22 protein-coding genes are annotated in these 23,578 nt (G+C 60.9%); 13 read left to right on the top strand and 9 right to left on the bottom strand.

Annotated features, from left to right (window positions below; all coding sequences use genetic code 11):
* Positions 1 to 17: 17 nt before the first annotated feature.
* From relA to RHP74_RS22890, 3 genes are all read left to right on the top strand, one after another.
* Positions 18 to 2,261, top strand: a complete 2,244-nt coding sequence (gene relA, locus RHP74_RS22900) for a GTP diphosphokinase (RefSeq protein ID WP_010457093.1) — start codon at positions 18 to 20, stop codon at positions 2,259 to 2,261.
* Between the two features lie 132 nt (positions 2,262 to 2,393).
* Complete coding sequence (gene mazG, locus RHP74_RS22895) at positions 2,394 to 3,227, top strand: nucleoside triphosphate pyrophosphohydrolase (protein WP_311096349.1); 834 nt, start codon at positions 2,394 to 2,396, stop codon at positions 3,225 to 3,227.
* Positions 3,228 to 3,255: 28 nt separating this feature from the next.
* The gene (locus RHP74_RS22890) at positions 3,256 to 3,798 is read left to right on the top strand and encodes a DUF2058 domain-containing protein (RefSeq protein ID WP_010457087.1); all 543 of its coding nucleotides are present in this window, start codon (positions 3,256 to 3,258) and stop codon (positions 3,796 to 3,798) included.
* A gap of 70 nt (positions 3,799 to 3,868) precedes the next feature.
* On the opposite strand, the gene RHP74_RS22885 is transcribed toward RHP74_RS22890, so the two are convergent.
* The 6 genes from RHP74_RS22885 to RHP74_RS22860 all read right to left on the bottom strand — a co-directional run bounded on the left by RHP74_RS22885 (position 3,869) and on the right by RHP74_RS22860 (position 11,387).
* Entirely contained in the window at positions 3,869 to 4,057 is a 189-nt protein-coding gene (locus RHP74_RS22885; protein ID WP_010457086.1) for a hypothetical protein, read from the bottom strand.
* 379 nt (positions 4,058 to 4,436) lie between these two features.
* Positions 4,437 to 5,657, bottom strand: coding sequence for a beta-ketoacyl-ACP synthase I (gene fabB / locus RHP74_RS22880; RefSeq protein ID WP_010457084.1), 1,221 nt, complete (start codon positions 5,655 to 5,657; stop codon positions 4,437 to 4,439).
* A gap of 11 nt (positions 5,658 to 5,668) precedes the next feature.
* On the bottom strand, positions 5,669 to 6,184 hold the full coding sequence (fabA, locus tag RHP74_RS22875; protein ID WP_008148022.1) for a 3-hydroxyacyl-[acyl-carrier-protein] dehydratase FabA: 516 nt from the start codon (positions 6,182 to 6,184) through the stop codon (positions 5,669 to 5,671).
* 248 nt (positions 6,185 to 6,432) lie between these two features.
* Entirely contained in the window at positions 6,433 to 8,334 is a 1,902-nt protein-coding gene (locus tag RHP74_RS22870) for an ATP-binding protein (protein WP_311096347.1), read from the bottom strand.
* On the bottom strand, positions 8,331 to 9,263 hold the full coding sequence (locus tag RHP74_RS22865; RefSeq protein WP_010457078.1) for an ABC transporter substrate-binding protein: 933 nt from the start codon (positions 9,261 to 9,263) through the stop codon (positions 8,331 to 8,333). Before RHP74_RS22865 ends, RHP74_RS22870 begins: the two co-directional genes overlap by 4 nt.
* The gene (locus tag RHP74_RS22860; RefSeq protein WP_145309693.1) at positions 9,264 to 11,387 is read right to left on the bottom strand and encodes a TonB-dependent siderophore receptor; all 2,124 of its coding nucleotides are present in this window, start codon (positions 11,385 to 11,387) and stop codon (positions 9,264 to 9,266) included. It abuts the gene before it with no gap.
* Between the two features lie 196 nt (positions 11,388 to 11,583).
* Between RHP74_RS22860 and RHP74_RS22855 the strand changes: the two genes are divergently transcribed.
* The 10 genes from RHP74_RS22855 (at position 11,584) to RHP74_RS22810 (ending at position 20,369) form a co-directional block, all read left to right on the top strand.
* The gene (locus RHP74_RS22855) at positions 11,584 to 12,609 is read left to right on the top strand and encodes an NAD(P)H-dependent glycerol-3-phosphate dehydrogenase (protein WP_010457075.1); all 1,026 of its coding nucleotides are present in this window, start codon (positions 11,584 to 11,586) and stop codon (positions 12,607 to 12,609) included.
* A gap of 32 nt (positions 12,610 to 12,641) precedes the next feature.
* Positions 12,642 to 12,989 (top strand): DUF4389 domain-containing protein, encoded by a 348-nt coding sequence (locus tag RHP74_RS22850; RefSeq protein WP_010457073.1) that lies wholly within the window; start codon positions 12,642 to 12,644, stop codon positions 12,987 to 12,989.
* Entirely contained in the window at positions 12,986 to 13,441 is a 456-nt protein-coding gene (sixA, locus tag RHP74_RS22845; RefSeq protein WP_145309691.1) for a phosphohistidine phosphatase SixA, read from the top strand. The genes RHP74_RS22850 and sixA overlap by 4 nt, the downstream gene beginning before the upstream one ends.
* Positions 13,442 to 13,633: 192 nt before the next feature.
* On the top strand, positions 13,634 to 15,301 hold the full coding sequence (locus tag RHP74_RS22840) for an AMP-binding protein (RefSeq protein WP_154501406.1): 1,668 nt from the start codon (positions 13,634 to 13,636) through the stop codon (positions 15,299 to 15,301).
* Between the two features lie 31 nt (positions 15,302 to 15,332).
* The gene (locus RHP74_RS22835; protein ID WP_094471174.1) at positions 15,333 to 15,776 is read left to right on the top strand and encodes a hotdog fold thioesterase; all 444 of its coding nucleotides are present in this window, start codon (positions 15,333 to 15,335) and stop codon (positions 15,774 to 15,776) included.
* 286 nt (positions 15,777 to 16,062) lie between these two features.
* The gene (locus RHP74_RS22830) at positions 16,063 to 16,869 is read left to right on the top strand and encodes an alpha/beta fold hydrolase (RefSeq protein ID WP_010457066.1); all 807 of its coding nucleotides are present in this window, start codon (positions 16,063 to 16,065) and stop codon (positions 16,867 to 16,869) included.
* Entirely contained in the window at positions 16,866 to 17,720 is an 855-nt protein-coding gene (locus RHP74_RS22825; protein WP_311096345.1) for an alpha/beta hydrolase, read from the top strand. The genes RHP74_RS22830 and RHP74_RS22825 overlap by 4 nt, the downstream gene beginning before the upstream one ends.
* A gap of 50 nt (positions 17,721 to 17,770) precedes the next feature.
* On the top strand, positions 17,771 to 18,430 hold the full coding sequence (locus tag RHP74_RS22820) for a glutathione S-transferase family protein (protein ID WP_077749213.1): 660 nt from the start codon (positions 17,771 to 17,773) through the stop codon (positions 18,428 to 18,430).
* A gap of 8 nt (positions 18,431 to 18,438) precedes the next feature.
* Positions 18,439 to 19,245 carry a DUF4892 domain-containing protein gene (locus RHP74_RS22815; protein WP_311096344.1) on the top strand — a complete coding sequence of 269 codons (807 nt, stop codon included), beginning with the start codon at positions 18,439 to 18,441 and terminating at the stop codon, positions 19,243 to 19,245.
* Between the two features lie 68 nt (positions 19,246 to 19,313).
* On the top strand, positions 19,314 to 20,369 hold the full coding sequence (locus RHP74_RS22810; RefSeq protein ID WP_010457056.1) for an AI-2E family transporter: 1,056 nt from the start codon (positions 19,314 to 19,316) through the stop codon (positions 20,367 to 20,369).
* 109 nt (positions 20,370 to 20,478) lie between these two features.
* On the opposite strand, the gene xopAW is transcribed toward RHP74_RS22810, so the two are convergent.
* The 3 genes from xopAW to RHP74_RS22795 all read right to left on the bottom strand — a co-directional run bounded on the left by xopAW (position 20,479) and on the right by RHP74_RS22795 (position 23,371).
* A complete protein-coding gene (gene xopAW, locus RHP74_RS22805; protein ID WP_311096343.1) occupies positions 20,479 to 21,330 on the bottom strand; it encodes an EF-hand domain-containing protein in 852 nt (283 codons plus the stop codon).
* A 233-nt stretch (positions 21,331 to 21,563) separates the two neighbouring features.
* On the bottom strand, positions 21,564 to 22,613 hold the full coding sequence (locus tag RHP74_RS22800; RefSeq protein ID WP_311096342.1) for a HAMP domain-containing sensor histidine kinase: 1,050 nt from the start codon (positions 22,611 to 22,613) through the stop codon (positions 21,564 to 21,566).
* Positions 22,613 to 23,371, bottom strand: coding sequence for a response regulator (locus RHP74_RS22795; RefSeq protein ID WP_077749216.1), 759 nt, complete (start codon positions 23,369 to 23,371; stop codon positions 22,613 to 22,615). The genes RHP74_RS22800 and RHP74_RS22795 overlap by 1 nt, the downstream gene beginning before the upstream one ends.
* Positions 23,372 to 23,578: the final 207 nt, after the last annotated feature.

The raw sequence follows: 23,578 nt of genomic DNA, 5'->3' as shown, positions 1-23,578 counted from the left end.
TAGGGAAGGTAAGCAAGATGGTACAGGTGAGAGCACACCAGCCGATCAACACTGACGGCAGTATCAATCTCGAGGCTTGGCTCGATCATGCGGTCAGTGTCGATCTGGCACTGGATCGCGAAGCCTTGAAGGAAGCGTGCGAGTTCGCTCGCGTGTCTGAACAACAGGCCAATGCGGCGAAGAATCTATGGTCCGAAGGGACCTCGAGTTTCCGCACCGGCCTTGAGATCGCCGAGATTCTCGCCGACCTCAAACTCGATCAGGATTCGTTGGTCGCAGCGGTCCTGTACCGCGGCGTGCGCGAAGGCCAGATCGAACTGCCGGCGGTCAGCCAGCGCTTCGGTCCGGTGGTCGCCAAACTCATCGACGGCGTGTTGCGCATGGCGGCGATCAGCGCCAGCCTGAGCCCCCGTCAATCGTTGGTGCTGGGCACCCAGGGCCAGGTCGAAAACCTGCGCAAAATGCTGGTGGCCATGGTCGACGACGTGCGCGTCGCGTTGATCAAACTGGCCGAGCGCACCTGCGCGATCCGTGCGGTGAAAACCGCCGACGACGAAAAGCGTAATCGCGTTGCCCGTGAAGTCTTCGACATCTACGCGCCGCTGGCTCACCGTCTCGGTATCGGTCATATCAAATGGGAACTGGAGGATTTGTCCTTCCGTTACCTTGAGCCCGATCAGTACAAGCAGATCGCCAAGTTGCTGCACGAGCGGCGTCTGGATCGCGAGCGTTTCATTGCCGATGTGATGAACCAGCTGAAAGTCGAGTTGCAGGCCACCGGCGTCGACGCCGACATCAGCGGCCGGGCCAAACACATCTATTCGATCTGGCGCAAAATGCAGCGCAAGGGGCTGGAGTTCAGCCAGATCTACGACGTGCGCGCCGTTCGTGTGCTGGTGCCGGAAATGCGCGACTGCTACACCGCGCTCGGCATCGTCCATACGTTGTGGCGGCACATTCCGAAGGAATTCGACGACTACATTGCCAACCCGAAAGAGAACGGCTACCGCTCGCTGCACACCGCGGTGATCGGCCCCGAGGGCAAGGTGCTGGAAGTGCAGATCCGCACCCACGCCATGCACGAAGAAGCCGAGCTGGGCGTTTGCGCGCACTGGCGCTACAAGGGCACCGACGTCAAATCCGGCTCCAACCACTACGAAGAGAAAATTTCCTGGCTGCGCCAGGTCCTCGAGTGGCATGAAGAGTTGGGTGATATCGGCGGTCTGGCTGAACAACTGCGGGTCGATATCGAGCCGGACCGGGTCTACATCTTCACCCCGGACGGTCATGCCATCGACCTGCCGAAGGGCGCGACCCCGCTGGACTTCGCCTACCGCGTGCACACCGAAATCGGTCACAACTGCCGTGGCGCGAAGATCAACGGGCGCATCGTACCGCTCAACTACAGCCTGCAAACCGGTGAACAGGTCGAGATCATCACCAGCAAGCACGGCACTCCGAGCCGCGACTGGCTGAACCCGAACCTGGGTTACATCACCACCTCGCGGGCACGGGCAAAGATCGTTCACTGGTTCAAGTTGCAGGCGCGTGATCAGAACGTCGCGGCCGGTAAAACCCTGCTCGAACGTGAGCTCAGTCGTCTCGGCTTGCCAGCGGTGGACTTCGACAAGCTGGCCGACAAGGCCAACATGAAGACCGCCGAAGACATGTACGCCGCGTTGGGCGCGGGCGATCTGCGCCTGGCGCAACTGGTGAACCTGGCGCAACAACTGGTCGAGCCGGAACGCGGCAATGAGCAGCTGGAACTGATCCCGCGCAAAGCCACCGGCTACAAACCGGGCAAGCGCGGCGACATTCAGATTCAGGGTGTCGGCAACCTGATGACGCAAATGGCCGGTTGCTGCCAGCCGTTGCCGGGTGATGCCATTGTCGGTTACATCACCCAGGGCCGCGGCGTGAGCATTCACCGTCAGGACTGTGCCTCGGTGCTGCAACTGGGTGGGCGCGAGCCGGAGCGGATCATTCAGGTCAGCTGGGGCCCGGTGCCGGTACTCACCTACCCGGTGGACATCATCATCCGCGCCTACGACCGTTCCGGTTTGCTGCGTGACGTGTCGCAGGTGCTGCTCAACGAGCGGATCAACGTGCTGGCGGTCAACACCCGCTCGAACAAGGAGGACAACACCGCGCTGATGTCCCTGACCATCGAGATTCCGGGGCTGGATGCATTGGGGCGGTTGCTGGGGCGGATTTCCCAGTTGCCGAACATCATCGAAACCCGGCGTAACCGTACACCGTGATGATGATCCTTGTAGGAGCGAGGCTTGCCCGCGAAGGCGGTGTGTCAGGTATGACGCCTTCGCGGGCAAGCCTCGCTCCTACGGGGTTACGGTTGGGCCGACATACCGCATTGCAGATGTAGAGATTGATTGATGTATTCACTTGAAGACTTGCTGCACCTGATGAACCGTCTGCGCGACCCGCAGTTCGGTTGCCCGTGGGACATCAAGCAAACCTACGCCACCATCGTCCCGCACACCCTTGAGGAAGCCTACGAAGTCGCTGACGCCATCGAGCGCGGTGACTTCGATCACTTGCAGGGCGAGTTGGGTGATTTGCTGTTCCAGGTGGTTTATTACAGCCAGCTGGCCCGGGAAGAAGGGCGCTTCGAATTCGCCGGTGTGATCGACAGCATCACCCGCAAGCTGATCCGTCGCCATCCTCACGTATTTCCAACCGGTGATCTGTACGCGCCGCTGGATGTTCCGCGTCTGAGTGAAGACCAAGTCAAGCAGCGCTGGGAGGAGATCAAGGCGGAGGAGCGCGCCGAGAAATCATCCTCGCCCGAACAGCTGTCCTTGCTCGACGATGTGCCTGCCGCGCTGCCTGCATTGTCCCGCTCGGCGAAGTTGCAGAAGCGCGCGGGGCAGGTCGGTTTCGACTGGCCGGACGCCTTGCCGGTGCTGGACAAGGTCCGCGAAGAACTCGATGAAGTGCTCGAAGCCATGGCCGACAATGACTCGGCAGCGATTGCCGATGAGGTGGGTGATTTGCTGTTTTCCGTGGTCAATCTGGCGCGTCATTTGAAAGTCGACCCGGAAACTGCACTGCGTGGCGCCAACAGCAAGTTTGAAAGACGCTTCCGTTTTATCGAACAGGCATTGCGCGACACCCACCGTCCCATGGAAGATTGCACCCTCGAAGAGTTGGACGCCTTGTGGGGCGAAGCCAAACGTCAGGAAAAGAATTTGCCCAGCTGCGGTTGAGCAGTGGCCTAAGTGAGAAATAAGCACCATGAGCATTTCCCTTCGCGACCAGTTGCTCAAAGCAGGGCTGGTCAACCAAAAGCAGGCCAAACAGGTCGGCAAAGAGAAGCAGAAGCAGCAACGCCTGGCCCATAAAGGCCAGATTGAACTCGATGACTCGCAGCAGCGTGCCGCCCAGGAAGCCATGGCCGAGAAGGTCAAGCGCGACCAGGAGCTGAACCGTCAGCAACAGGAGAAAGTCGAGGCCAAGGCTCGCGCGGCGCAGATCAAGCAATTGATCGAAGTCTCGCGCCTGCCGAAGCTGACCACCGAGGACTACTACAACTTCGTTGACGACAAGAAGGTCAAGCGTATCTCCGTCAACACGCTGATGCGCAACCAGTTGAGCAATGGCTTCCTGGCGATCGTGCACCATGCCGGCGGCTACGAAGTGATCCCGCGTGAGGCGGCCCTGAAGATTCAGGAGCGCGATCCTCGGCGCATCGTGCAGCTGAACGTCAAGACTGAAGAAGTCGCTGCCGAAGATGATCCATACGCGGCCTATCAGATCCCTGATGATCTGATGTGGTAAGCCTTTAACGGCTTCAACAACGACAAACCCCGCTCATGGCGGGGTTTGTCGTTTTCAATGCTGTCATTGCTTATGCAGATCGGAGCGCTCGTTGCTGCTCCTGTTTTTCCAGTTCAGCCTTGTAGCTGTGGGCGTCGGTTTCGGAATGAAACATCCCCACCAGCATGTCTTGTTGATGTACATCCCAGATACGGATACCGGCGGCTATGCCTTCATGGGATTTATGTGAATCGTCGCGTTCAGTTACTTTTACAGTCATCTGCTAGCTCCAATCTCTGTTATCTGCAGCAAGGCGTGTGCAGGACTCTGTTATATGTTTGGTTAGCCTGCTAAGTAAACGACTGAGTTCGGTAACGAATTTTTGCGAAACCGACAATAGTCCTGCAGCCCGCCAAACACGTGGCATTCGGTCGCAGGGCATTGAGTTTCATGACAAAAGCTTCATGTTCGCCGTGAATATCTCGCTGGTAGAACACGGTATCTGTAGGAGCCAGGCTTGCCGGCGAAAGCGTCCTTCGGTGCGCCTTCGCCGGCAAGCCTGGCTCCTACAAAAAGCATCGCAGTGCACATTTTTTCAGGCATAAAAAAACGCCCCGAACCAGTCGGGGCGTTTTTGTGTGCTGCGAGACGGCGGAGTATTACTTGCCGGTCCAGCGCTTCAGTACCAGGGTGGCGTTGGTGCCACCGAAGCCGAAGCTGTTGCTCATCACGGTGTTGATGGTGGCGTCTTCGCGAGTCTTGGTCAGGATCGGCATGTCTGCCACTTCCGGGTCCAATTCTTCGATGTTGGCGGAGCCCGCCATGAAGTTGCCTTCCATCATCAGCATGCAGTAGATCGCTTCGTGAACGCCGGCGGCGCCCAGGGAGTGACCCGACAGGCTCTTGGTGGAGCTGATGGCCGGGGCCTTGTCGCCGAACACTTCACGCACACCTTTCATTTCCGCGACGTCGCCGACCGGAGTCGAGGTGCCGTGGGTGTTCAGGTAGTCGATCGGAGTATCGACGGTGGACATGGCCATCTGCATGCAGCGGATGGCGCCTTCGCCGCTTGGGGCGACCATGTCGTAGCCGTCGGAGGTCGCGCCGTAGCCAACGATTTCCGCGTAGATCTTCGCGCCGCGGGCCAGAGCGTGTTCCAGCTCTTCGACCACGACCATGCCGCCACCGCCGGCGATGACGAAACCGTCACGCTTGGCGTCGTAGGCACGGGAAGCTTTTTCCGGGGTTTCGTTGTACTGGCTGGACAGTGCGCCCATGGCGTCGAACAGGAACGATTGGCTCCAATGCTCTTCTTCACCGCCGCCGGCGAACACGACGTCCTGCTTGCCCATCTGGATCTGTTCCATGGCGTTGCCGATGCAGTGAGCACTGGTGGCGCAGGCAGAAGCGATGGAGTAATTCAGGCCCTTGATCTTGAACGGTGTGGCCAGGCAAGCGGAAACGGTGCTGCTCATGGTCCGCGTGACGCGGTATGGGCCAACGCGCTTCACGCCTTTCTCGCGCAGGATGTCCAGCGCTTCCATCTGGTTCAGCGTGGAGGCGCCACCGGAACCGGCGATCAGGCCGGTACGCGGGTTGGAGACTTGCTCATCGGTCAGGCCGGAGTCTGCGATGGCGTCTTTCATGGCCAGGTAGGCGTACGCCGCCGCGTGGCCGACGAAGCGATAGATCTTGCGATCGATCAGCTCTTCGAGGGGAAGGTCAATGGAGCCGGAAACCTGGCTACGCAGACCCATTTCGGCATATTCCGGGTTGAACCGGATGCCAGGGCGGCTTGCACGCAGGTTAGCGGAGACGGTCTCTTTGTCATTGCCCAGGCACGATACGATGCCCAGACCAGTGATAACGACGCGGCGCATGCGGATAACCCTTAGAAGTTGTCAGTGGAGGTGAAAACGCCGACCCGAAGGCCTTCGGCGGTGTAGATCTCGCGGCCGTCGACACTGACCGAACCATCGGCGATGGCCAGGTTCAGCTTGCCCTTCAGCACGCGCTTGATCTGAATGTTATAGGTGACTTTCTTGGCGGTCGGCAGGACCTGGCCAAAGAATTTCACTTCGCCCGAACCCAGCGCACGGCCACGGCCCGGCAGACCTTGCCAGCCGAGGAAGAAACCGACCAGTTGCCACATGGCGTCGAGGCCCAGGCAGCCTGGCATCACCGGATCACCTTCGAAGTGGCAGGCGAAAAACCACAGGTCAGGAGTGATATCCAGCTCGGCTACCAATTCACCTTTGCCGTACTTGCCACCCTCGGCACTGATATGGGTGATGCGATCCACCATCAGCATGTTCGGGGCGGGCAGTTGTGCGTTACCCGGGCCGAACAGCTCACCGCGACTGCAGCGCAGCAGGTCTTCCCGAGTAAAGGCGTTTTGTTGGGTCATGCGAGCTCCTCAATAGTCCCATGCGGCAGGGTGGGGCAAATCTTCCCGGCCGACCGAGGCGTTCATGCCTCGAGTCAGCAGCCTACTCATAGACTATTGCGTTGTGGTGAAAGTCACAGCACCAAGGACATGAATGTACACTTGTGCACTGAAATTATTATTCAAGCCCCTTTTCGGGCCTGTTCGGGTGCCTAAGACTGCCGCACTTTCGCCTTTCACGCCAGTCGCAGATGGTCGAAAGGCCTGTACTACTGCACCCAGCGCTGCAAAATTTGCTGCAGATCAGTGCGTTTGAAGGGCTTGGCCAGGTAATCGTTCATTCCAGCCGATAAACACGCTTCACGGTCGCCCTGCAAGGCATTGGCGGTCAGGGCGATGATCGGCAAGTCTGCGCAGCCGGGGAGCAGGCGGATCTGGCGGGTTGCTTCGTAGCCGTCGATGATCGGCAGTCGGCAATCCATCAGAATCGCTTCAAATATCAGGCTTTTGGCGCTTTGCACCGCCTGCGCGCCATCGGTCGCGACGCTGACAGTAAAGCCCAGACTGCGCAACATTGCTTCGATCACCGTCTGGTTGACCGGGTTGTCCTCCACCAGCAGCACATTGCGTCCTTCACCATGGCCGTCGCCGCTCTGTGTCCGTGGTTTCAACTCCGGCAGCGACTGCTTATAAAGGGCCAACGGAATTTCCAGGGTAAACACCGAGCCCCGGCCTTCTTCGCTCTGGGCGCGCAAGGTGCCGCCCATCCGTTCGGCCAGGGTGCGGGCAATCGGCAATCCCAACCCGGTGCCGCCGTAACGCCTTGAAATAGAACTGTCGGCCTGCTGGAACGCGTTGAACATCAACTCCAGGCTTTCGGCCGAGATGCCAATGCCGCTGTCGCGCACGGTGCAGGTGAACCACAGCAGTTCGTGATCCAGTGACTGCCATTGCGGTTCGATACTGACGCGGCCTTGCTCGGTGAACTTCAGCGCATTGCCCACCAGGTTGACCAGAATCTGCCGGATCCGCGTCGGGTCGCCTTGAACCTGCAAGGCGCGCATGTCCTCGGGAATCGCCAGGGCCAGATCGAGCCCGCGTTGCGCCGCGCTGTGCTGGAACGACTGGGCGCAGCTGCTGATCAGGTCAGCGAGGTTGAACGGAATGTGTTCCAGCTCCAGTTCAGAACGCTCGATGCGCGAGAAGTCGAGAATGTCGTTGATCACTTTGAGCAGGTGTTCGGTCGACTCCGAAGCCAGCGCCGCATACTCGATCTGCTCCTCGGTCATGTCGGTGGTTTCCAGCAGTTGCAGCATGCCCAGCACGCCATTCATCGGGGTGCGCAGTTCGTGGCTCATCATCGCCAGGAAGTCGGATTTGGCGTTGTTGGCCTTTTCCGCTTCTTCGCGGGTCTGGATCAATTGCGCCATGGCCTGCTGCTGCTCACGGCTGGCCTGCTCGAGGCCCTGCGCGAGGTTATTGATGTGCTGCGACAACGCGCCCAACTCAGTGTCATCGACGATCGGCAGCGGCGTTTTGTAATCACCCTCCTGAATCGCCTTCACGGCGTGGCCGATGTCGCGGATCGGCTGCGAGAGGCTGCCGGCCAGGCGTCGGGCCACCAGAAAGGTAAGCAGCAGCGCGAACAAGGCGAGAATCCCGGCCTTGAACAGGATTTCCTGCTGACGCTGGCTGAAGGCGTCATTGGACAAGCCGACGATCACCCGGCCCAGATAGTCCTCGGGCGGGGCCGTGTTGGCGACGTTGCTGCCCTGGAAGAAATCATTGTTCAGCGCGATCCGTTGCAGCCGTACCGGCGCCTGGAACACTTCGACCTGATGCGAGCGGGCATGGGTTTCCGACGGTTGCTCGACGTACACCAGAATCCGGTTGGCGCTGTCCTGGACTTCGAGAAAGCGCACGTTGGGCGTGGCCAGCGTCGCCTTGAGCAAACTTTCGAGTACCTCGTTGTTGCCCGAGATCACCCCGTATTCCGTGGCGGGGGCCAATTGGTTGGCGATCAGCTGGCCGGTGTGGTTGAGCTCTTGGCGCAGGTCCTGGATCCGCACGAAGGTGAAGAAACTGATCAGCAGCAACGTCAGCAACAGGGCGGGGCCGAGGCTGATGATCTGCGTGCGGGTGTTGATGTCCCAACCGCGACGGAAGGTCATGGGCGGCTTTCTCCTTCGGCCAACTGTGCTGCGACAAATGCTTCAGTCACCTGTTCAATACCCAATGAACGAGCCACCTGCGGATTACTTAACACTTTGAAGTGTTTTGGATACAACGCACGGGGCCAGCCTGTCTGCGGCCGATCGAGCAATTCGTCGAGCACTTCCAGCCAATCGTTCTGATCGCTGTAGGTGCTGGCCAGGCTACCAGCCTTGACGAACGCAGCGTTCGGGCCGACCAGCGCCAGTTGTCGCGAATAGCTGCTCAACAGCAGGTTTTTTGCGGTTTTCGGGTTGTACAGATCGGCGTCGTCGAGGCCCAGCAGCACGTCGCAGTTCTTCAGCAAATTCTGTAAAGGGCGGCTGTCGTTGGTGTTGTCCCATCGCTCGGCGATCACTTCAAGGCCCAACGCTTGTGCCGACAGACGCAATTCCTTGAGCAGGAATTCGCTGTGACTGTCGTACAGCACGCCGATGCGTCGGGCCTCGGGCAGGATGAGCCGGGTCAGGCGCAATTGCCGATCCAGCGGCGGATCGCTCCAGAGCAGGCTGAGGTGCGATGGAAAGTCAGCGCCGAAACGATGATGGGCTTGCAGGCGACTGATGCGCAGTACCAGCGTCGGCGGACCTTGTGTCTCTTGCAGGCGCCAGTCGAGGCTTGGCAGATCGAGCAGGATCAAACGGGTATCGCCGGGCAGTGCGCCCGGCCTCGGCAAGCTGTCCAGTACTTGGAAGCGAACGCTGTCGGCCGGGCGCATGCCGCTCAGCGCCTGCACAAAGGATTGCACGCCCGGGCTGTCTTCGGCGCCGGTCAGCAGAATGTCGGCGGCCTGAATCGTCAGGCTGCCAAGCAGGCCGGCAAACACCAGACACACCCCTGCCAGCAGGCGGCCAAGGGTTGGCGACTTTCGCGACAGGCGATGCAGCATTTAAAACGTCAGCTCCGCGCTGAAGTAGAGCACCCGACGCTCGTCATAGTTGTTGTCGACGAAGGTGGTGGGTTGATGGTCGAGGCGCTGCTGGAGCACGCCGGCCAGTTCCAGATTGGCCTTGCCCAGGCCGATGCGTTTGGCGATGCGCGTGTCGACGCGTTCGAAGCGGTAACCGTTGAGGGCGTCGTCCCCGTAATAGAAGAGGGCGCTGTTCCAGCCGTGGCCCCAGTTGCGCAGCCAACCGGCGGAACCGCTGTTGCGCGCCGTCAGTCGCTCATCCTGCGGATTGCTCGCCTCGGCGTCGACGTAGGCGTAAGTCAGGCGCAGCCGGTCGGCGCTGCTCAGGCGCCAGTCCAGCTGGGTTTCCGTGCCCTTGAAGCGCGAGCTGTTGGAATTGCTGGCGATGTACTGATTGTTGCGCAGGGGTTCGCTGATCATGCCGCTGATTTCGTCGTAGAACAGTTTCACATCGACCGTCAGCCCAAGCTCCGCGAAGTAGCCGTTGTAGCCCAGCTCGCGCGAGCGCATGCGTTCTTGTTCGAGGTCGCCGGGACCGCGGGTCTTGACGAAATACCGGGCGCTGGTCTGGCCGTAGGCACTGGGCCGCAGGTTGGTCACCTGGTAACTCCAGTTGACGTTGTTCTCGAACATGTCCGGTGAGCGGATGGCTTCCGAATACACCGCGCGCAAGCCGTGACGCGGGTTGATCAGGTAATTGACCGCTACCCGCGGGGTCAGCGAGCTGCCGGTCAATTGCGTGTCTTCGAACATGGCGCCGCCCTGCAGCAACCAGTGCTCGGTGGCGCGCCACTCGAGTTGGCCGAATGCGCGCCAAGTGGTGTCGTCGAGCGTGCCATTGAAGTAGGTCTCGGAATTTGCCCGGTCGTAACGATAGTTCATGCCGCTGACCAGTCGCAGACTGTCGGACAGGCTGAGGGTGTCTTGCAGTTCCAGGTCGTAGCGAGTTTCCCGGGCGCTCTGGTCGATGTCGCCACAGAGGGTTTGCCGGGCACCGTTGCGCCATTGCGCCAGCACTTGATTGCCCAGCGCTTGTTCCGCCGCCGTGCCGGCCGGCGCGCCGGGACCGGTGAAGCGCTCGATGTTGCGCGCCAGGCGTTCGGTGTAGTTCGGGTTGAGCTGCCAGAGCTCGGTCAGTTGCGGGCTGAACGAAACTTCCGCATCACAGGCGCGCCAGGTCTGCTGACGGTCCCAGTGCTGAGCCGAACCCTGGATATAAAGGCTGTGATCAGGATTGATGTCCAGGTTCCAGCGCAACGAACCGGCGTAGTCCTTGGCAACGACGTCGGAATTGTTCCCGGCTGCGGTAATCCCGGAGAACACCGGGCGGTAGGTATAAGGCCGCTGGTTGGTTCCGTCCTTGGCGTTCAACTGCCAGTCGATGCTCTGGTTTTCACTCAGGGTCTGGCTGACGGCAAGGTTGAAGCGGTTCAAGCGGCGACTGTCGCGATAATCAGCACCGTTGCTGTCGGTGTCGAAGCCGTCGTCCTGCTGGCCGGACAGTGACAGACGCAGGTCGCCGCCGTCCCAGCCCACACCCTGGCTGGCGTAAAAATCATCGATGCCGCGCTGGCCACGGGTGACTTTCATCCGCGTGCCGTGGCTGTCGGCCGGGTTGCGGGTGATGATGTTGACCACCGCCATCAACGCATTGGCGCCGTAGCTGACCGTGTTGGGGCCGCGGAAAACCTCGATGCGCTCGATGTCTTCCATGGCCACCGGGATATCACTCCAGTCCACCGTGGCCAGGCCAGCGCGGTACACCGAGCGGCCGTCGATCAGCACCTGCATGCGCCGCGCTTCCGTGGCGTTGGTGCCGTGGTAATTCACCGCCGCCTGATTACCGCTGATATTGCCGACCATCATGCCCGGCACCAGGCGCAGCAATTCGCTGATGTCCCGTGCACCGCTGGCATTGATCAGTTCGCTGTCGATCACCGTCATGCTTCCCGGGACTGCGGCCGGCGACTGCTTCAGGCGGGTGGCCGTGAGCACTTGCGGCAGCGATTCGTTGTCGAGGAACAAGTCGTCGGCCAGCAATGGCGAGCTGAAAAGCAATGCCAGAACCAGCGGAGAGGAGGGTGAAGGAGAGCCAAACGACACGAAACGTCCTTGATAACGATGAGATGGCGCGCATGTTAACCGAGCTGTTCGACTTTTCCATTCACGATGCCGGCATTTTCCTAGGATTTATTGGTCTTCTTCCTACAAGTGCCGGTAATTGATACGGGGGCTGGCCGCCACTGGGACGCTCCGTATAATGCCGACATCGCCACTGGTATGGATTAACGGATTGCATATGACTGAACAGCGCCCAATTGCGGTCCTGGGAGGCGGAAGTTTTGGTACCGCCGTGGCTAATCTGTTGGCCGAGAACGGGCATCAGGTCCGGCAGTGGATGCGTGACCCCGAGCAGGCTGAGTCCATGCGGGTCAATCGCGAAAACCCGCGTTACCTCAAAGGCATCAAGATTCTTCCCCTGGTAGAACCGGTGACTGATTTGCAAGCGACCCTGGACGCTTGCGACCTGTGCTTTGTTGCGCTGCCGTCCAGCGCGCTGCGTTCGGTATTGGTTCCGCACGCCGCACGGTTGAGCGGCAAATTGCTGGTCAGCCTGACCAAAGGCATCGAAGCCCACACGTTCAAGCTGATGAGCGAGATCCTCGAAGAAATCGCCCCGCAAGCGCGCATCGGCGTGCTGTCCGGGCCGAACCTGGCCCGTGAAATCGCCGAACACGCCCTGACCGCCACCGTGGTCGCCAGCGAAGACGAAGAACTCTGCCAGCGGGTCCAGGAGGCGTTGCATGGCCGGACCTTTCGCGTGTACGCCAGCGCCGACCGCTTCGGTGTGGAGTTGGGCGGGGCGCTGAAAAATGTGTACGCGATCATCGCCGGCATGGCGGTGGCGCTTGGCATGGGTGAAAACACCAAGAGCATGCTGATCACCCGGGCGTTGGCGGAAATGACCCGCTTCGCGGTGAATCAGGGCGCCAACCCGATGACCTTCCTTGGGTTGGCGGGCGTGGGCGACTTGATTGTCACGTGTTCGTCGCCGAAAAGCCGCAATTACCAGGTCGGTTTTGCCCTCGGCCAGGGGTTGAGCCTGGAAGAGGCGGTGACCCGCCTGGGCGAAGTCGCCGAAGGCGTGAACACGCTGAAGGTGCTCAAGGCCAAGGCTCAGGAAGTGGGCGTCTATATGCCGCTGGTCGCCGGGTTGCACGCGATTCTGTTCGAAGGGCGCACGCTCAATCAAGTGATTGAACTGTTGATGCGCGGCGAACCCAAAACCGATGTGGACTTCATTTCCACCAGCGGTTTCAACTGATCACGCTTTCGAGATAAAGCAGGGAGTTGCACATGAACGATCCGAAAACAGAGGCCACCTACGAGTCCATTCTGCTGCGGGTGTTATGGATGATCGTCTTCTTGCTGGTCTGGCAAGTGGCGCAGTTCATCCTGGGGGCGGTGGTGCTGGTGCAACTGATCTATCGTTTGATTTATGGCGCCCCGAGCGCCAGCCTGATGAACTTCGGCGACAGCCTGAGCCAGTTCCTGGCGCAGATCGGTCGTTTCGGCACCTTCCACAGCGACCAGAAACCCTGGCCGTTCGCCGACTGGCCGACGCCGCGTACACCGGAAGGCGAAGCGCCGCACGCCGTGCCGCCAGCGCCACATCCGGCCCGAGATGAGGAGCCGAAACTATGAAACTCTGGGTATTGCGTCATGGTGAAGCCGAGCCACACGGTTCCAAGCCACACGATTCGGAGCGCGCACTGACGGAACATGGTCGTTCAGAGGTGCTGAGCATCGCTGCTGAACTGATCGGTCAGCCGATTACAGCCATCTATGCCAGCCCGTTTCTGCGAGCGCAGGAGACCGCGCAGCTGGTGCGCGAGGCGCTGGGTTTCGAACCGGAGATTCGCACTGTCGAGTGGCTGACCCCGGACACTGATCCAGACAAGGTGGCCGAGCAACTCGTGTCGGTGAGTGACGTCCTTCTGGTCAGTCACAACCCGTTGGTGGGGAACTTGTTGAGTTACTTGCAGCATGGCGCCGGCTATCCACCAGAGAGGGTCAGCACCGCTGGCCTGGCCGAGCTCGAGAACGCTGAACTGCTGATAGGTTCGATGAAGCTCAACAGCATCAAACACCCGTAACCGCATTTGCTTTGGCTTTTTGCAGGCGCGAGGCTTGCCCGCGAAGCTGTTGCCGTCGTTGAAAGCCCTTCGCGTGCAAGCCTCGCGCCTACAGGGGGCGGCGGTGTTCCGGGATTTTGTGTGAAATAGTCAACCAAGCAACCGCTTGGTTGACTACGCTTGCTCCAGACCAAAAATAAAGGAGCGAGTCGCATGTCTGCTGCTTTTCGTTTGCCGCTGGACGTCTTTTACGAGCGTGAAGCCCGTCATCCCCGCCAGCGATTTCTGGTCCAACCTACCGGCGGCGGACACGTCGAGACCCTGACCTGGGCCGACGTCGGCCATCAGGCTCGCTGCGCCGCGCATTGGCTGCGCGCACGCGAACTGCCCCAAGGCAGTCACATCGCCCTGATCTCGAAAAACTGCGCGCACTGGATCATCGCCGACCTGGCAATCTGGATGGCCGGGCACGTTTCGGTGCCGTTGTACCCCAACCTCACCGCCGAGTCGGTGGCGCAAGTGCTCGAACACTCGGAAGCGGCGCTGGCGTTCATCGGCAAGCTCGATGACTGGCCAGGCATGTCTCGCGGGGTCAGTGCCGATCTGCCGACCATCAGCCTGCCATTGCATCCGCCCGGCACCTTCGATTACAGCTGGGCCGATCTGCAAAAGAGCTCACCGATCCAGGACGATCCCAAGCCGTCCGCCGACCAGTTGGCGACCATCATTTACACCTCCGGCACCACCGGGGTGCCCAAAGGCGTGATGCACAGCTTCGGCAATCTGGGCTTTGCCACCACGCGCGGCACTCAGCTGTTCGGTCTCAACGAGTCGGATCGACTGCTGTCTTACCTGCCGCTGTGCCATGTCGCCGAGCGGATGTTCGTCGAGCTGGCGTCGATCTACACCGGGCAAACGGTGTTCTTTGCCGAAAGCCTCGACACCTTTCTCACCGATTTGCAGCGCGCGCGGCCGACCGCGTTGTTCGGCGTCCCGCGGATCTGGACCAAATTCCAGATGGGCGTGTACAGCAAGATTGCGGCAAAACGGCTCGACTTCCTGCTCGGCCTGCCCTTTATCGGCAAACGGGTCGGGCACAAAGTGCTCGTCGGGTTGGGGCTGGATGCGTTGCGCGTGGCGTTGTCCGGCGCCGCGCCTGTGCCGCAGACCTTGCTGTTGTGGTACCGCAAGCTTGGACTGGATGTGCTGGAGGTCTACGGCATGACCGAAAGCTGTGGTTACTCCCACATCGGCCGGCCCGGCGAGAACAAACCCGGCTGGATCGGCAAGCCTTGCCCGGAGGTTGAAGTGCGGATCGCCGATTCGGGCGAAGTCATGGTGCGCAGCGGTGCGACCATGCTTGGCTATTTCAAGGAGCCCGAGAAAACCGCAGAAACCATCACCGAGGACGGCTTCCTGCGCACCGGCGACAAGGGCGAACAAGATGCCGAAGGCAACCTGCGCCTGACCGGGCGACTGAAGGAGATCTTCAAGACCAGCAAAGGCAAATACGTCGCGCCGGCGCCGATCGAAAATCGGCTGGCGGTGCATTCGCGGATCGAACAGGTGTGCGTGGTCGGCGATGGCTTGAGTGCGCCGCTGGGGCTGTGCGTGCTCTCGGCGGTCGGTCAGCAGGACGCCGGGGGAACGGCGCGGGCAGGGTTGCATGCAAGCCTGGAAAAGCTGCTGGAGGAGGTCAATGGCGGGCTCGACAAACACGAACGCTTGCGCCAGTTGGTGGTGGTCAAGGACAGTTGGGCGGTGGAAAACGGCTTCCTGACACCGACCCTGAAGATCAAGCGCAACGTGATCGAAGCGTCTTACGGCGCTCGGTTCGAAGAATGGAGCGAGCGCAGCGAGACGGTGCTGTGGCAGGATTGAGCCACCAATAAAACCAACAAAGGAAAGCAAGATGAGTCTGTGGCGTACCATTCCCAACGTCGAGCAGTTGAACGCAATCCAGAAAAACACCATTGGCGAAGTGCTGGATATTCGCTTCGAAGCCTTTGATGACGAGTCCCTGACCGCGAGCATGGTCATCGACCACCGCACCCACCAGCCTTACGGTTTGCTGCACGGCGGCGCGTCGGTGGTGCTGGCCGAGACGGTCGGTTCCATGGCCAGTTACTTGTGCATCGATGCCAGCAAATTCTATTGCGTGGGTCTGGAAATCAACGCCAATCACTTGCGCGGATTGCGCAGCGGACGAGTGACGGCAGTGGCCAAGCCGATTCACATTGGGCGCACGACTCATGTCTGGGATATCCGTTTGAGCAGTGACGAGGGCAAGGCCAGTTGCGTGTCGCGGTTGACCATGGCGGTCGTGCCGTTGGGCGAGAATCCACCGGCCCGCTGATTGTCGAGCGAACCACATCTTCCGGCCCGATGATTACCTGTGGCGAGGGAGCTTGCTCCCGTTGGCTGCGGCAGCAGCCCTTGCCGGCACGCCTCTCGCGGCGTGCACCGGTTTTGCGCCTGCTGCGCAGCCGAACGCGAGCAAGCTCGCTCGCCACAGGGTTCGGCGATGTCTGAATGCTCATGCCCCTGACCGGACTGTCATCATTCCTGGCACTTACAGTCATTGCCGCCGCCTCGCGTCTTACGGACAATCAACCCTTGTTTTCGCTCATGGATTTGCCGGTATGTCGCAACAGATATTTTTCGCCCACGCCAATGGCTTTCCTTCGGGCACCTACGGCAAGTTGTTCGCGGCGCTGGCGCCCGAGTACCAGGTGACGCATCTGGAACAGCACGCCCACGATCCGCGTTTTCCGGCGGACGACAATTGGCGCAACCTGGTGGATGAGCTGATCCATCACCTCAAAGAGCAACCGGAGCCGGTCTGGGGCGTCGGCCATTCCTTCGGCGGCGTGCTGCACCTGCACGCGGCGTTACGTTGCCCTGAACTGTATCGGGGCGTGGTGATGCTCGATTCGCCGGTGCTGACCCGCGCCGATCAATGGGTGATCCGTGCGGCCAAGCGTTTCGGTTTCATCGACCGCCTGACCCCCGCCGGCCGTACATTGGGGCGCCGGGAAGAGTTCGCCGACCTGGACGCGGCACGGCTCTATTTCGCCGGCAAAACCCTGTTCCGCAGCTTTGATCCCGAGTGCTTCGACGCTTACCTGCAACACGGTTTGCAAAAAGTCGGCGACAAGCTGCGCCTGCGTTTCGACCCGGCCACGGAGATCAGCATCTACCGTGGCGTCCCGCACACCAGTCCAGGCCAGGCACGCCAGTTGAAAGTGCCGCTGGCTGTGGTGCGCGGGCACAAGAGCCGGGTGGTGATGCGTCACCATGCAAGCTCCGTCGGGCGTATGCCGCTGGGTGAGTCCCTGACCATGCCCGGTGGCCACATGTTCCCCCTCGAACGTCCGCAAGACACCGCCACGCTGCTGAAAAACCTGTTCAGCCGCTGGGAAGGTCGTCGCCAACAGGATTGCGCATGAGCCACGTTGTCGAAGAAGTTCGCCTGAGCCTGCCGCACATCGAGCTGGCCGCGCACCTGTTCGGTCCCGAAGACGGCCTGCCGGTGATCGCCCTGCACGGCTGGCTGGACAACGCCAACAGCTTCGCCCGGCTGGCACCGAAGCTCAAAGGCCTGCGCATCATCGCCCTGGACATGGCCGGTCACGGACATTCCGGGCATCGCCCGACCGGCGCCGGTTACGCGATGTGGGACTACGCTCACGATGTGCTGCAAGTCGCCGAGCAGTTGGGCCTGAAGCGTTTTGCACTGATGGGGCACTCGATGGGGGCGATCGCTTCGTTGATTATTGCCGGGTCGATGCCGGAACGTGTCACGCATCTGGCGTTGATCGACGGCATCATTCCTCCGACAGACAAAGGCGAAAATACCGCCGAACGCATGGGCATGGCCCTGCAAGCCCAGCTGGATCTGAGGGAAAAGCGCAAACCGGTCTACAACACCCTGGATCGAGCCATTGAGGCACGCATGAAAGGCCTGGTGGCGGTCAGTCGCGAAGCCGCCGAGCTGTTGGCCCAGCGTGGACTCATGCCGGTGCCGGGGGGTTACACCTGGCGCACTGACAACCGACTCACGCTGCCATCGCCCCTGCGTCTGACAACCGAACAGGCGATGGCCTTCGTCCAGCGGGTCAGTTGCCCTGCGTTATTAGTGGTAGCAGCTGACGGCATGCTCGCCAAACATCCCGAGTTGCTGGAGCGTCTACCCTTTAGCCGTGAACAGCTGCCTGGCGGCCATCATTTGCACCTGAATGACGAACCCGGCGCCGACCTTGTCGCAGACTGTTTCAATCGGTTCTTCGCCGTTCCTTGACTTGCGCCGGGCAACTGTCGAGGCTGGGCGGGTTGAAATGGGAGACAACCATGATAGATCTCTACACCGCTGCGACCCCGAATGGCCACAAGGTCTCTATCGTGCTCGAGGAACTCGGCCTGCCCTACACGGTGCACGCCTTGAGTTTCGACAAAAAGGAACAGAAGTCACCTGACTTCCTCAAGATCAATCCCAATGGCCGGATTCCGGCCATTGTCGACCGCGCCAACGGCGATTTTGCCGTGTTCGAATCCGGCGCCATCCTGATTTACCTCGCTGAGCTGGGCGGCAAACTGCTGCCCCAGGACCCGAAAGGGCGCTCGGTCGTCCTGCAATGGCTGATGTTCCAGATGGGGGGAATCGGGCCGATGCAGGGGCAGGCCAACGTGTTTTTCCGTTACTTTCCAGAAAAACTCCAGGGCGCCATCGACCGCTATCAACATGAAACACGTCGCCTCTATGAGGTGCTCGATACACGCCTGCAAGCCGTGGAGTTTCTCGCGGGCGAGTACAGCATTGCCGACATTGCCACCTATCCGTGGGTGCGTGGCCATGAGTGGTCGGGCGTCGAGGTTGACGGTTTGCCGGCCTTGCAGCGCTGGATGGCATCCATGGAAGCGCGTCCGGCGGTCCAGCGTGGTTTGCTGGTGCCCGAGCGCTTCGATGATGCCAGTGTCGTCAAGGGTGCCCAGGCCATGCTGATCCGATGAGTCTATCCATGCGTTCATTCAATGTGCTGGTGCTGTGTTGTTTCAGTCCCTTGTTATTTGCCGCCGATGTCCCGGGCAGTCAGGACTTGCCGATCGTGCCGCGCATGGCCGACGCGCAGATCGTCGACTATCGCCCCGGCGTTGAGCTCGAGCGGATTTATCCGCTGGGTTCGATCCGTAAGATCAGCGGCCAGTTGCGCTTCGATGGTCAGGTCAGCGCCCGGGGAACGGCGACATCGGTGACCTATGAGTTGCCGCCGGAGCATTCGTCAACCGACGCCTTCACTGCCGCGCGTGAAGCGTTGCAAGAGCAGGGCGCCGGCTTGCTGTTCTGGTGTCAGGCACGTGATTGCGGTGAAAGCAGCCTCTGGGCCAATGAGGTCTTCGGTAACGCCAAGTTGTACGGTGCCGACGATCAACAGGCGTACTTGCTCTTGCGTCTCGCGGCGCCCCGGGACAATACGTTGGTGGCGCTTTACAGCATCACTCGCGGCAATCGCAAAGCCTACCTGCACGTCGAGCAGTTCGACGCTGCCGCGCCGCTGGGTGATTTGCTGCCGACGTCGGCGACCTTGCTGCGAGAGCTGAAAAGCACGGGCGAACTCGATTTCCCCACATTGAGCGCCGATCCTGATGCCACCTGGCTGCGCCTCATTTCTCGCGGCTTGAACCTCGACACCACCTTGCGGGTCAGTGTTTCCGGGCCAAACGCCGAAGCGTGGCGCCAGGCGCTGATCGGGCAGGGCGTGCGGGCGGCGCGAATGGAAGCCGGCAGCGCCAAAAGCCCTGGCCTGCACATCGAACTGTTGCGATAAGCTTCATCAGGCAAACGCGGCTGGCGCGTTTGCCTGCTCTTTGTTGACTGATTTTTTCGAGAACCTACATGCTCAATAACGATCGGCTGTTGGTGCAGATCCTGCTCCTGGTGCTGTTTGGCGCGAGCCTCTGGGTGATGGCGCCGTTCTGGTCGGCCTTGTTCTGGGGCGCGGTGCTGGCGTTCGCCAGTTGGCCGCTGATGCGGTTGTTGACCCGCTGGCTCAACGGCCGGGAATCCCTGGCCGCGCTGGTGCTGACACTGGGCTGGATGTTGCTGGTGGCGGTGCCGCTGGTCTGGCTCGGGTTCAACCTGGCGGATCACGTGCGTGATGCCACTGCGTTCATCAAGGATGTGCAGATGGACGGTTTGCCCGAAGCACCGACCTGGCTGGGCGGCGTTCCTTTGGTGGGCGAGCGGTTGATGGTGATCTGGAACAGCATCGATGAGCAAGGCGCGGCGATGATGGTGGCGGTCAAACCGTATCTGGGTCAGGTCGGCAACTGGCTGCTGGCACGCAGTGCGCAGATTGGCGGCGGAATTCTCGAGCTGACATTGAGCATTGTGTTCGTGTTCTTTTTCTACCGTGACGGGCCGCGGCTGGCGGCGTTTGTCCATGGGCTGCTGGAGCGCCTGATCGGTGATCGCGCCGGGTACTACATCGAACTCGTGGCCGGGACGGTGCAGCGTGTGGTGAACGGGGTGATCGGCACAGCGGCGGCGCAGGCGGTCCTGGCATTGATCGGGTTCCTGATTGCCGGGGTGCCCGGGGCGCTGGTGCTGGGCATCGTGACGTTCATGCTCAGTCTGATTCCGATGGGGCCACCGTTGGTATGGATTCCGGCCACCGTGTGGCTGGCCTGGAAGGGTGAGTACGGGATGGCGGTGTTCCTCGGCTGCTGGGGCACGTTCATCATCAGCGGCGTCGACAACGTGCTGAAGCCTTACCTGATCAGCCGGGGCGGGAATCTGCCATTGGTGATCGTGTTGCTCGGCGTGTTTGGCGGGTTGATTGCGTTCGGGTTTATCGGGCTGTTCATCGGGCCTACGTTGCTGGCGGTTGCGTACAGTCTGTTGACGGACTGGAGCAAGAGTCATGCGCGGGTAGACGATCGCCGGCCCTGAGATTTTCGGCGGGGCTGAGGGCCTCATCGCGAGCAGGCTCGCTCCCACAGGGGATTTGTGAAGGGCGCAGATCCACTGTGGGAACGGGCTTGCTCGCGAAGCTTTTGACTCAGGTCGATACGTTCAAATATTTACCCACGCTCGCCACGTTATCGATCGAATACTGCTTGCTCAGGTTGGCGATCATTTTGTTCAGCGCTTCATTGACGTTGAATTGAGCGGTGGAGTTGTCGCTGGTTTTCTCGCGACCTGCTTGCAGCGCCGCGTTCAGTTCATCGCTGCTGACCTCACCGCTGCCGTCACTGTCCAACTCCTTGAGCAACGCAGCGCTGGTGTCGGTGCTGGTCGATGAGGTGCTGTTGCTGGCCTGCAGCACGCTGCTCAGTTCGGTGGTGGTTACGCTGCCATCGCTGTCCGTATCCAGCTGGCTGAACAATTCTTCGCTGGACACCTGCTGCGGTGGCGGTGGCGGCGGGGTCAGGCTGGCGGCGAGTTCGTCCTTGCTGACGGTGCCGTCCTGGTTCTTGTCCAGGGCCGAGAAGATTTCTGTACTGTCGGCGCTGCTGCCAGCGTTGTTCAGGCCGTTGCTCAATTCGTCGCTGCTGATGGCGCCGTCACCGTCGGCGTCCAGGGCGCTGACGAGCGCGTCGGCCAGTTCGGTGTTGGGTGCCTGGTCATGCGGCGGTGGTGGCGGCGGTGCCATTGCCGCCATTTCCTCGCTGCTCAAGCTGCCGCTGTCGTCACTGTCCAGATCACCAAAGTTTTTGCTCAGACTGACCAGCAGGCCGTCATCGGTTTTCTGCGACAGGGCACTTTCAAGTTCGCCCTGATCCACCGCGCCGTCGCTGTTGCTGTCGAGCTTGGCGAACAGTTCTTTCTGGAATTGCTGGCTGCGGGCGCTGTTGGTCGAGGTGCTGCTGGTGCTGGTATAGCTCGTGTAGTTGCTGACACTACCAATCATTGGACTCACTCCCTGGAATGGAAAACCGGTGGGTGCACCGGCTTATGCAGCGTCAAGGGGCAAGGTGTCGTGGGTGTGTGAGGTTTGTACCGATTGGTACACACAAGTCTCAGGCCAGGCTCGGATCATGTAGGCGTGAGCCTGCTCGCGAAAGCGGCGGGTCAGTCGACATCAATGTTGAATGATCGACCGCTTCGCGAGCAGGCTCACTCCTGCAGGGATTGGTGTGTGGTTCAGGCGCGGGGCAGGCGGATGACGGCGGTGAGACCGCCGCCGGGTGTTTCTTCCAGGCTCAACTGCCCACCCAGTCGTTCCGCCGCCTCGCGAGCGATGGTCATACCGAGCCCGACGCCGCCCGAATTGCGATTACGCGAACCTTCCAGCCGAAAGAACGGCTCGAACACCGCTTCACGTTTGTCCGCCGCAATACCCGGGCCGTGGTCGATGACGCGGATCACCAGTTGCTCACGGTTGTCTTCGAGCGTGATCCGCGCGTGCCCGGCATAGCGCAGGGCGTTGTCCAGCACATTATTGATGCACGAGCGCAACGCCATCGGCTGCACTTGCAGCGGCGCGCAGTGGCCGCTGGCCTGAACATCTGCCCCCTGGTCCTGGGCGTTTTCGCTCAAGGATTCCACCAGCGCCTGCACGTCCATCCATTGCCCGGCTTCGCTGGTGCGCTGCTCGTGCAAATAGGTGAGGGTGGCATCGAGCATGCTGATCATGTCGTCCAAGTCCTGGCGCATCTGGCCCTGCAGCTTGTGGTCTTCGATCTGCTCCAGCCGCAGCTTGAGGCGAGAGAGCGGCGTGCGCAGGTCGTGGGACACCGCGCCGAGCATCCGTGAGCGCTGCTGCACCTGTTCGATAATGCGTTTCTGCATCAAATTGAAGGTGTAGGCCGCTTGTCGAGCTTCCCGTGGGCCGGATTCATCCAGCGGCGCGCTGTCGAGGTTTTCGCTCAAGCGTTCGGCGGCGTCGCTCAGCCGCTGGATCGGCCGGCTGAGCAGTTTGGCGCCGTACCAGGCGGCAATGATCAGCGTGACAAACTGGAACGTCAGCGGCACCAAGGGGCCGCCGAACCAAGGCCGCGGTGGCCGGTTTTCAAAGCGCGGGTCCATCGGCGGGCGCTGTCCGCCCATGCCTTCGGAAAATCCCGGCGGCGGTGGAGGCGGGGGAGGACCGTAATGGTGAAACCAGGCAAACGCCAACAGGTGCGCCAGGATGATCGCCAGCAGCAGCACGCCAAACAGGCGGCCGAACAGCGTATCGAAGCGCGCCCGCATCAGCCGATGTCTCGTGCGTCGAACAGATAACCCTCACCGCGAACGGTCTTGATCAACTGCGGGGCTTTCGGGTCATCACCGAGCTTCTGGCGCAGGCGCGAGACCAGCAAGTCGATGCTGCGATCAAACGCTTCGATGGAACGACCACGGGCAGCGTCCAGCAGTTGTTCACGGCTGAGCACCCGGCGCGGACGCTCAATGAACACCCACAGCAGGCGGAATTCGGCGTTGGACAGCGGCACCACCAGACCGTCGGCGGCGATCAATTGCCGCAGCACGCTGTTCAGGCGCCAGTTGTCGAAGCGAATATTCGCACGCTGTTCGGTGCGATCGTCGCGCACCCGACGCAGAATGGTCTGAATCCGCGCGACCAGTTCCCTTGGTTCGAAGGGCTTGGCCATGTAGTCGTCGGCGCCCAGTTCCAGGCCGATGATCCGGTCGGTGGGTTCGCAGCGTGCGGTGAGCATCAGGATCGGAATGTCCGATTCGGCGCGCAGCCAGCGGCACAGGGACAACCCGTCTTCACCGGGCAGCATCAGGTCGAGCACCACCACGTCGAAATGCTCCGCTTGCAACGCCAGGCGCATGGCAGCGCCATCGGTGACGCCGCTGGCGTGAATGTTGAACCGGGCCAGGTAGTCGATCATCAGTTCGCGGATCGGGACGTCATCGTCGACGATCAGGGCGCGAATGCTCCAGCGTTTGTCGTCAGCGGGTGCTTTTTGATCGTCGTTCAGAGGTGCTGGGGTGCTGTGCATGCGTGCGTTCATCTGCCAGGTAGGCTGCCAACCACAAAGATGGGCTGCGAGGTTGTGGTTCCAGCATAGGCGTCCGGCCCGGAGGCGGGAAGTGCTGTAAGGACGTGTTGCGGCTGCCGAGGGTAGCGAGGAAGGGTGTAGTGGGCGTGTCGTGTGTGTATCGAACTCGACACAATCGGCGCAGGGACTAGTCTTGCTGGAGTCTTC

The sequence above is a fragment of the Pseudomonas sp. SG20052 genome, assembly GCF_031766055.1.
GTDB lineage: Bacteria > Pseudomonadota > Gammaproteobacteria > Pseudomonadales > Pseudomonadaceae > Aquipseudomonas > Aquipseudomonas mandelii.
Note: the sequence above shows the minus strand (reverse complement) of the source record. Positions and strands in the feature narration are given on the sequence as shown.

Bases quoted from the DNA above. Each gene is read 5' to 3' on its own strand.
- relA (WP_010457093.1), top strand. From the start codon at position 18: ATGGTACAGGTGAGAGCACACCAGCCGATCAACACTGACGGCAGTATC.
- mazG (WP_311096349.1), top strand. From the start codon at position 2,394: ATGTATTCACTTGAAGACTTGCTGCACCTGATGAACCGTCTGCGCGAC.
- RHP74_RS22890 (WP_010457087.1), top strand. From the start codon at position 3,256: ATGAGCATTTCCCTTCGCGACCAGTTGCTCAAAGCAGGGCTGGTCAAC.
- RHP74_RS22885 (WP_010457086.1), bottom strand. From the start codon at position 4,057: ATGACTGTAAAAGTAACTGAACGCGACGATTCACATAAATCCCATGAA.
- fabB (WP_010457084.1), bottom strand. From the start codon at position 5,657: ATGCGCCGCGTCGTTATCACTGGTCTGGGCATCGTATCGTGCCTGGGC.
- fabA (WP_008148022.1), bottom strand. From the start codon at position 6,184: ATGACCCAACAAAACGCCTTTACTCGGGAAGACCTGCTGCGCTGCAGT.
- RHP74_RS22870 (WP_311096347.1), bottom strand. From the start codon at position 8,334: ATGACCTTCCGTCGCGGTTGGGACATCAACACCCGCACGCAGATCATC.
- RHP74_RS22865 (WP_010457078.1), bottom strand. From the start codon at position 9,263: ATGCTGCATCGCCTGTCGCGAAAGTCGCCAACCCTTGGCCGCCTGCTG.
- RHP74_RS22855 (WP_010457075.1), top strand. From the start codon at position 11,584: ATGACTGAACAGCGCCCAATTGCGGTCCTGGGAGGCGGAAGTTTTGGT.
- RHP74_RS22850 (WP_010457073.1), top strand. From the start codon at position 12,642: ATGAACGATCCGAAAACAGAGGCCACCTACGAGTCCATTCTGCTGCGG.
- sixA (WP_145309691.1), top strand. From the start codon at position 12,986: ATGAAACTCTGGGTATTGCGTCATGGTGAAGCCGAGCCACACGGTTCC.
- RHP74_RS22840 (WP_154501406.1), top strand. From the start codon at position 13,634: ATGTCTGCTGCTTTTCGTTTGCCGCTGGACGTCTTTTACGAGCGTGAA.
- RHP74_RS22835 (WP_094471174.1), top strand. From the start codon at position 15,333: ATGAGTCTGTGGCGTACCATTCCCAACGTCGAGCAGTTGAACGCAATC.
- RHP74_RS22830 (WP_010457066.1), top strand. From the start codon at position 16,063: ATGTCGCAACAGATATTTTTCGCCCACGCCAATGGCTTTCCTTCGGGC.
- RHP74_RS22825 (WP_311096345.1), top strand. From the start codon at position 16,866: ATGAGCCACGTTGTCGAAGAAGTTCGCCTGAGCCTGCCGCACATCGAG.
- RHP74_RS22820 (WP_077749213.1), top strand. From the start codon at position 17,771: ATGATAGATCTCTACACCGCTGCGACCCCGAATGGCCACAAGGTCTCT.
- RHP74_RS22815 (WP_311096344.1), top strand. From the start codon at position 18,439: ATGCGTTCATTCAATGTGCTGGTGCTGTGTTGTTTCAGTCCCTTGTTA.
- RHP74_RS22810 (WP_010457056.1), top strand. From the start codon at position 19,314: ATGCTCAATAACGATCGGCTGTTGGTGCAGATCCTGCTCCTGGTGCTG.
- xopAW (WP_311096343.1), bottom strand. From the start codon at position 21,330: ATGATTGGTAGTGTCAGCAACTACACGAGCTATACCAGCACCAGCAGC.
- RHP74_RS22800 (WP_311096342.1), bottom strand. From the start codon at position 22,613: ATGCGGGCGCGCTTCGATACGCTGTTCGGCCGCCTGTTTGGCGTGCTG.
- RHP74_RS22795 (WP_077749216.1), bottom strand. From the start codon at position 23,371: ATGCACAGCACCCCAGCACCTCTGAACGACGATCAAAAAGCACCCGCT.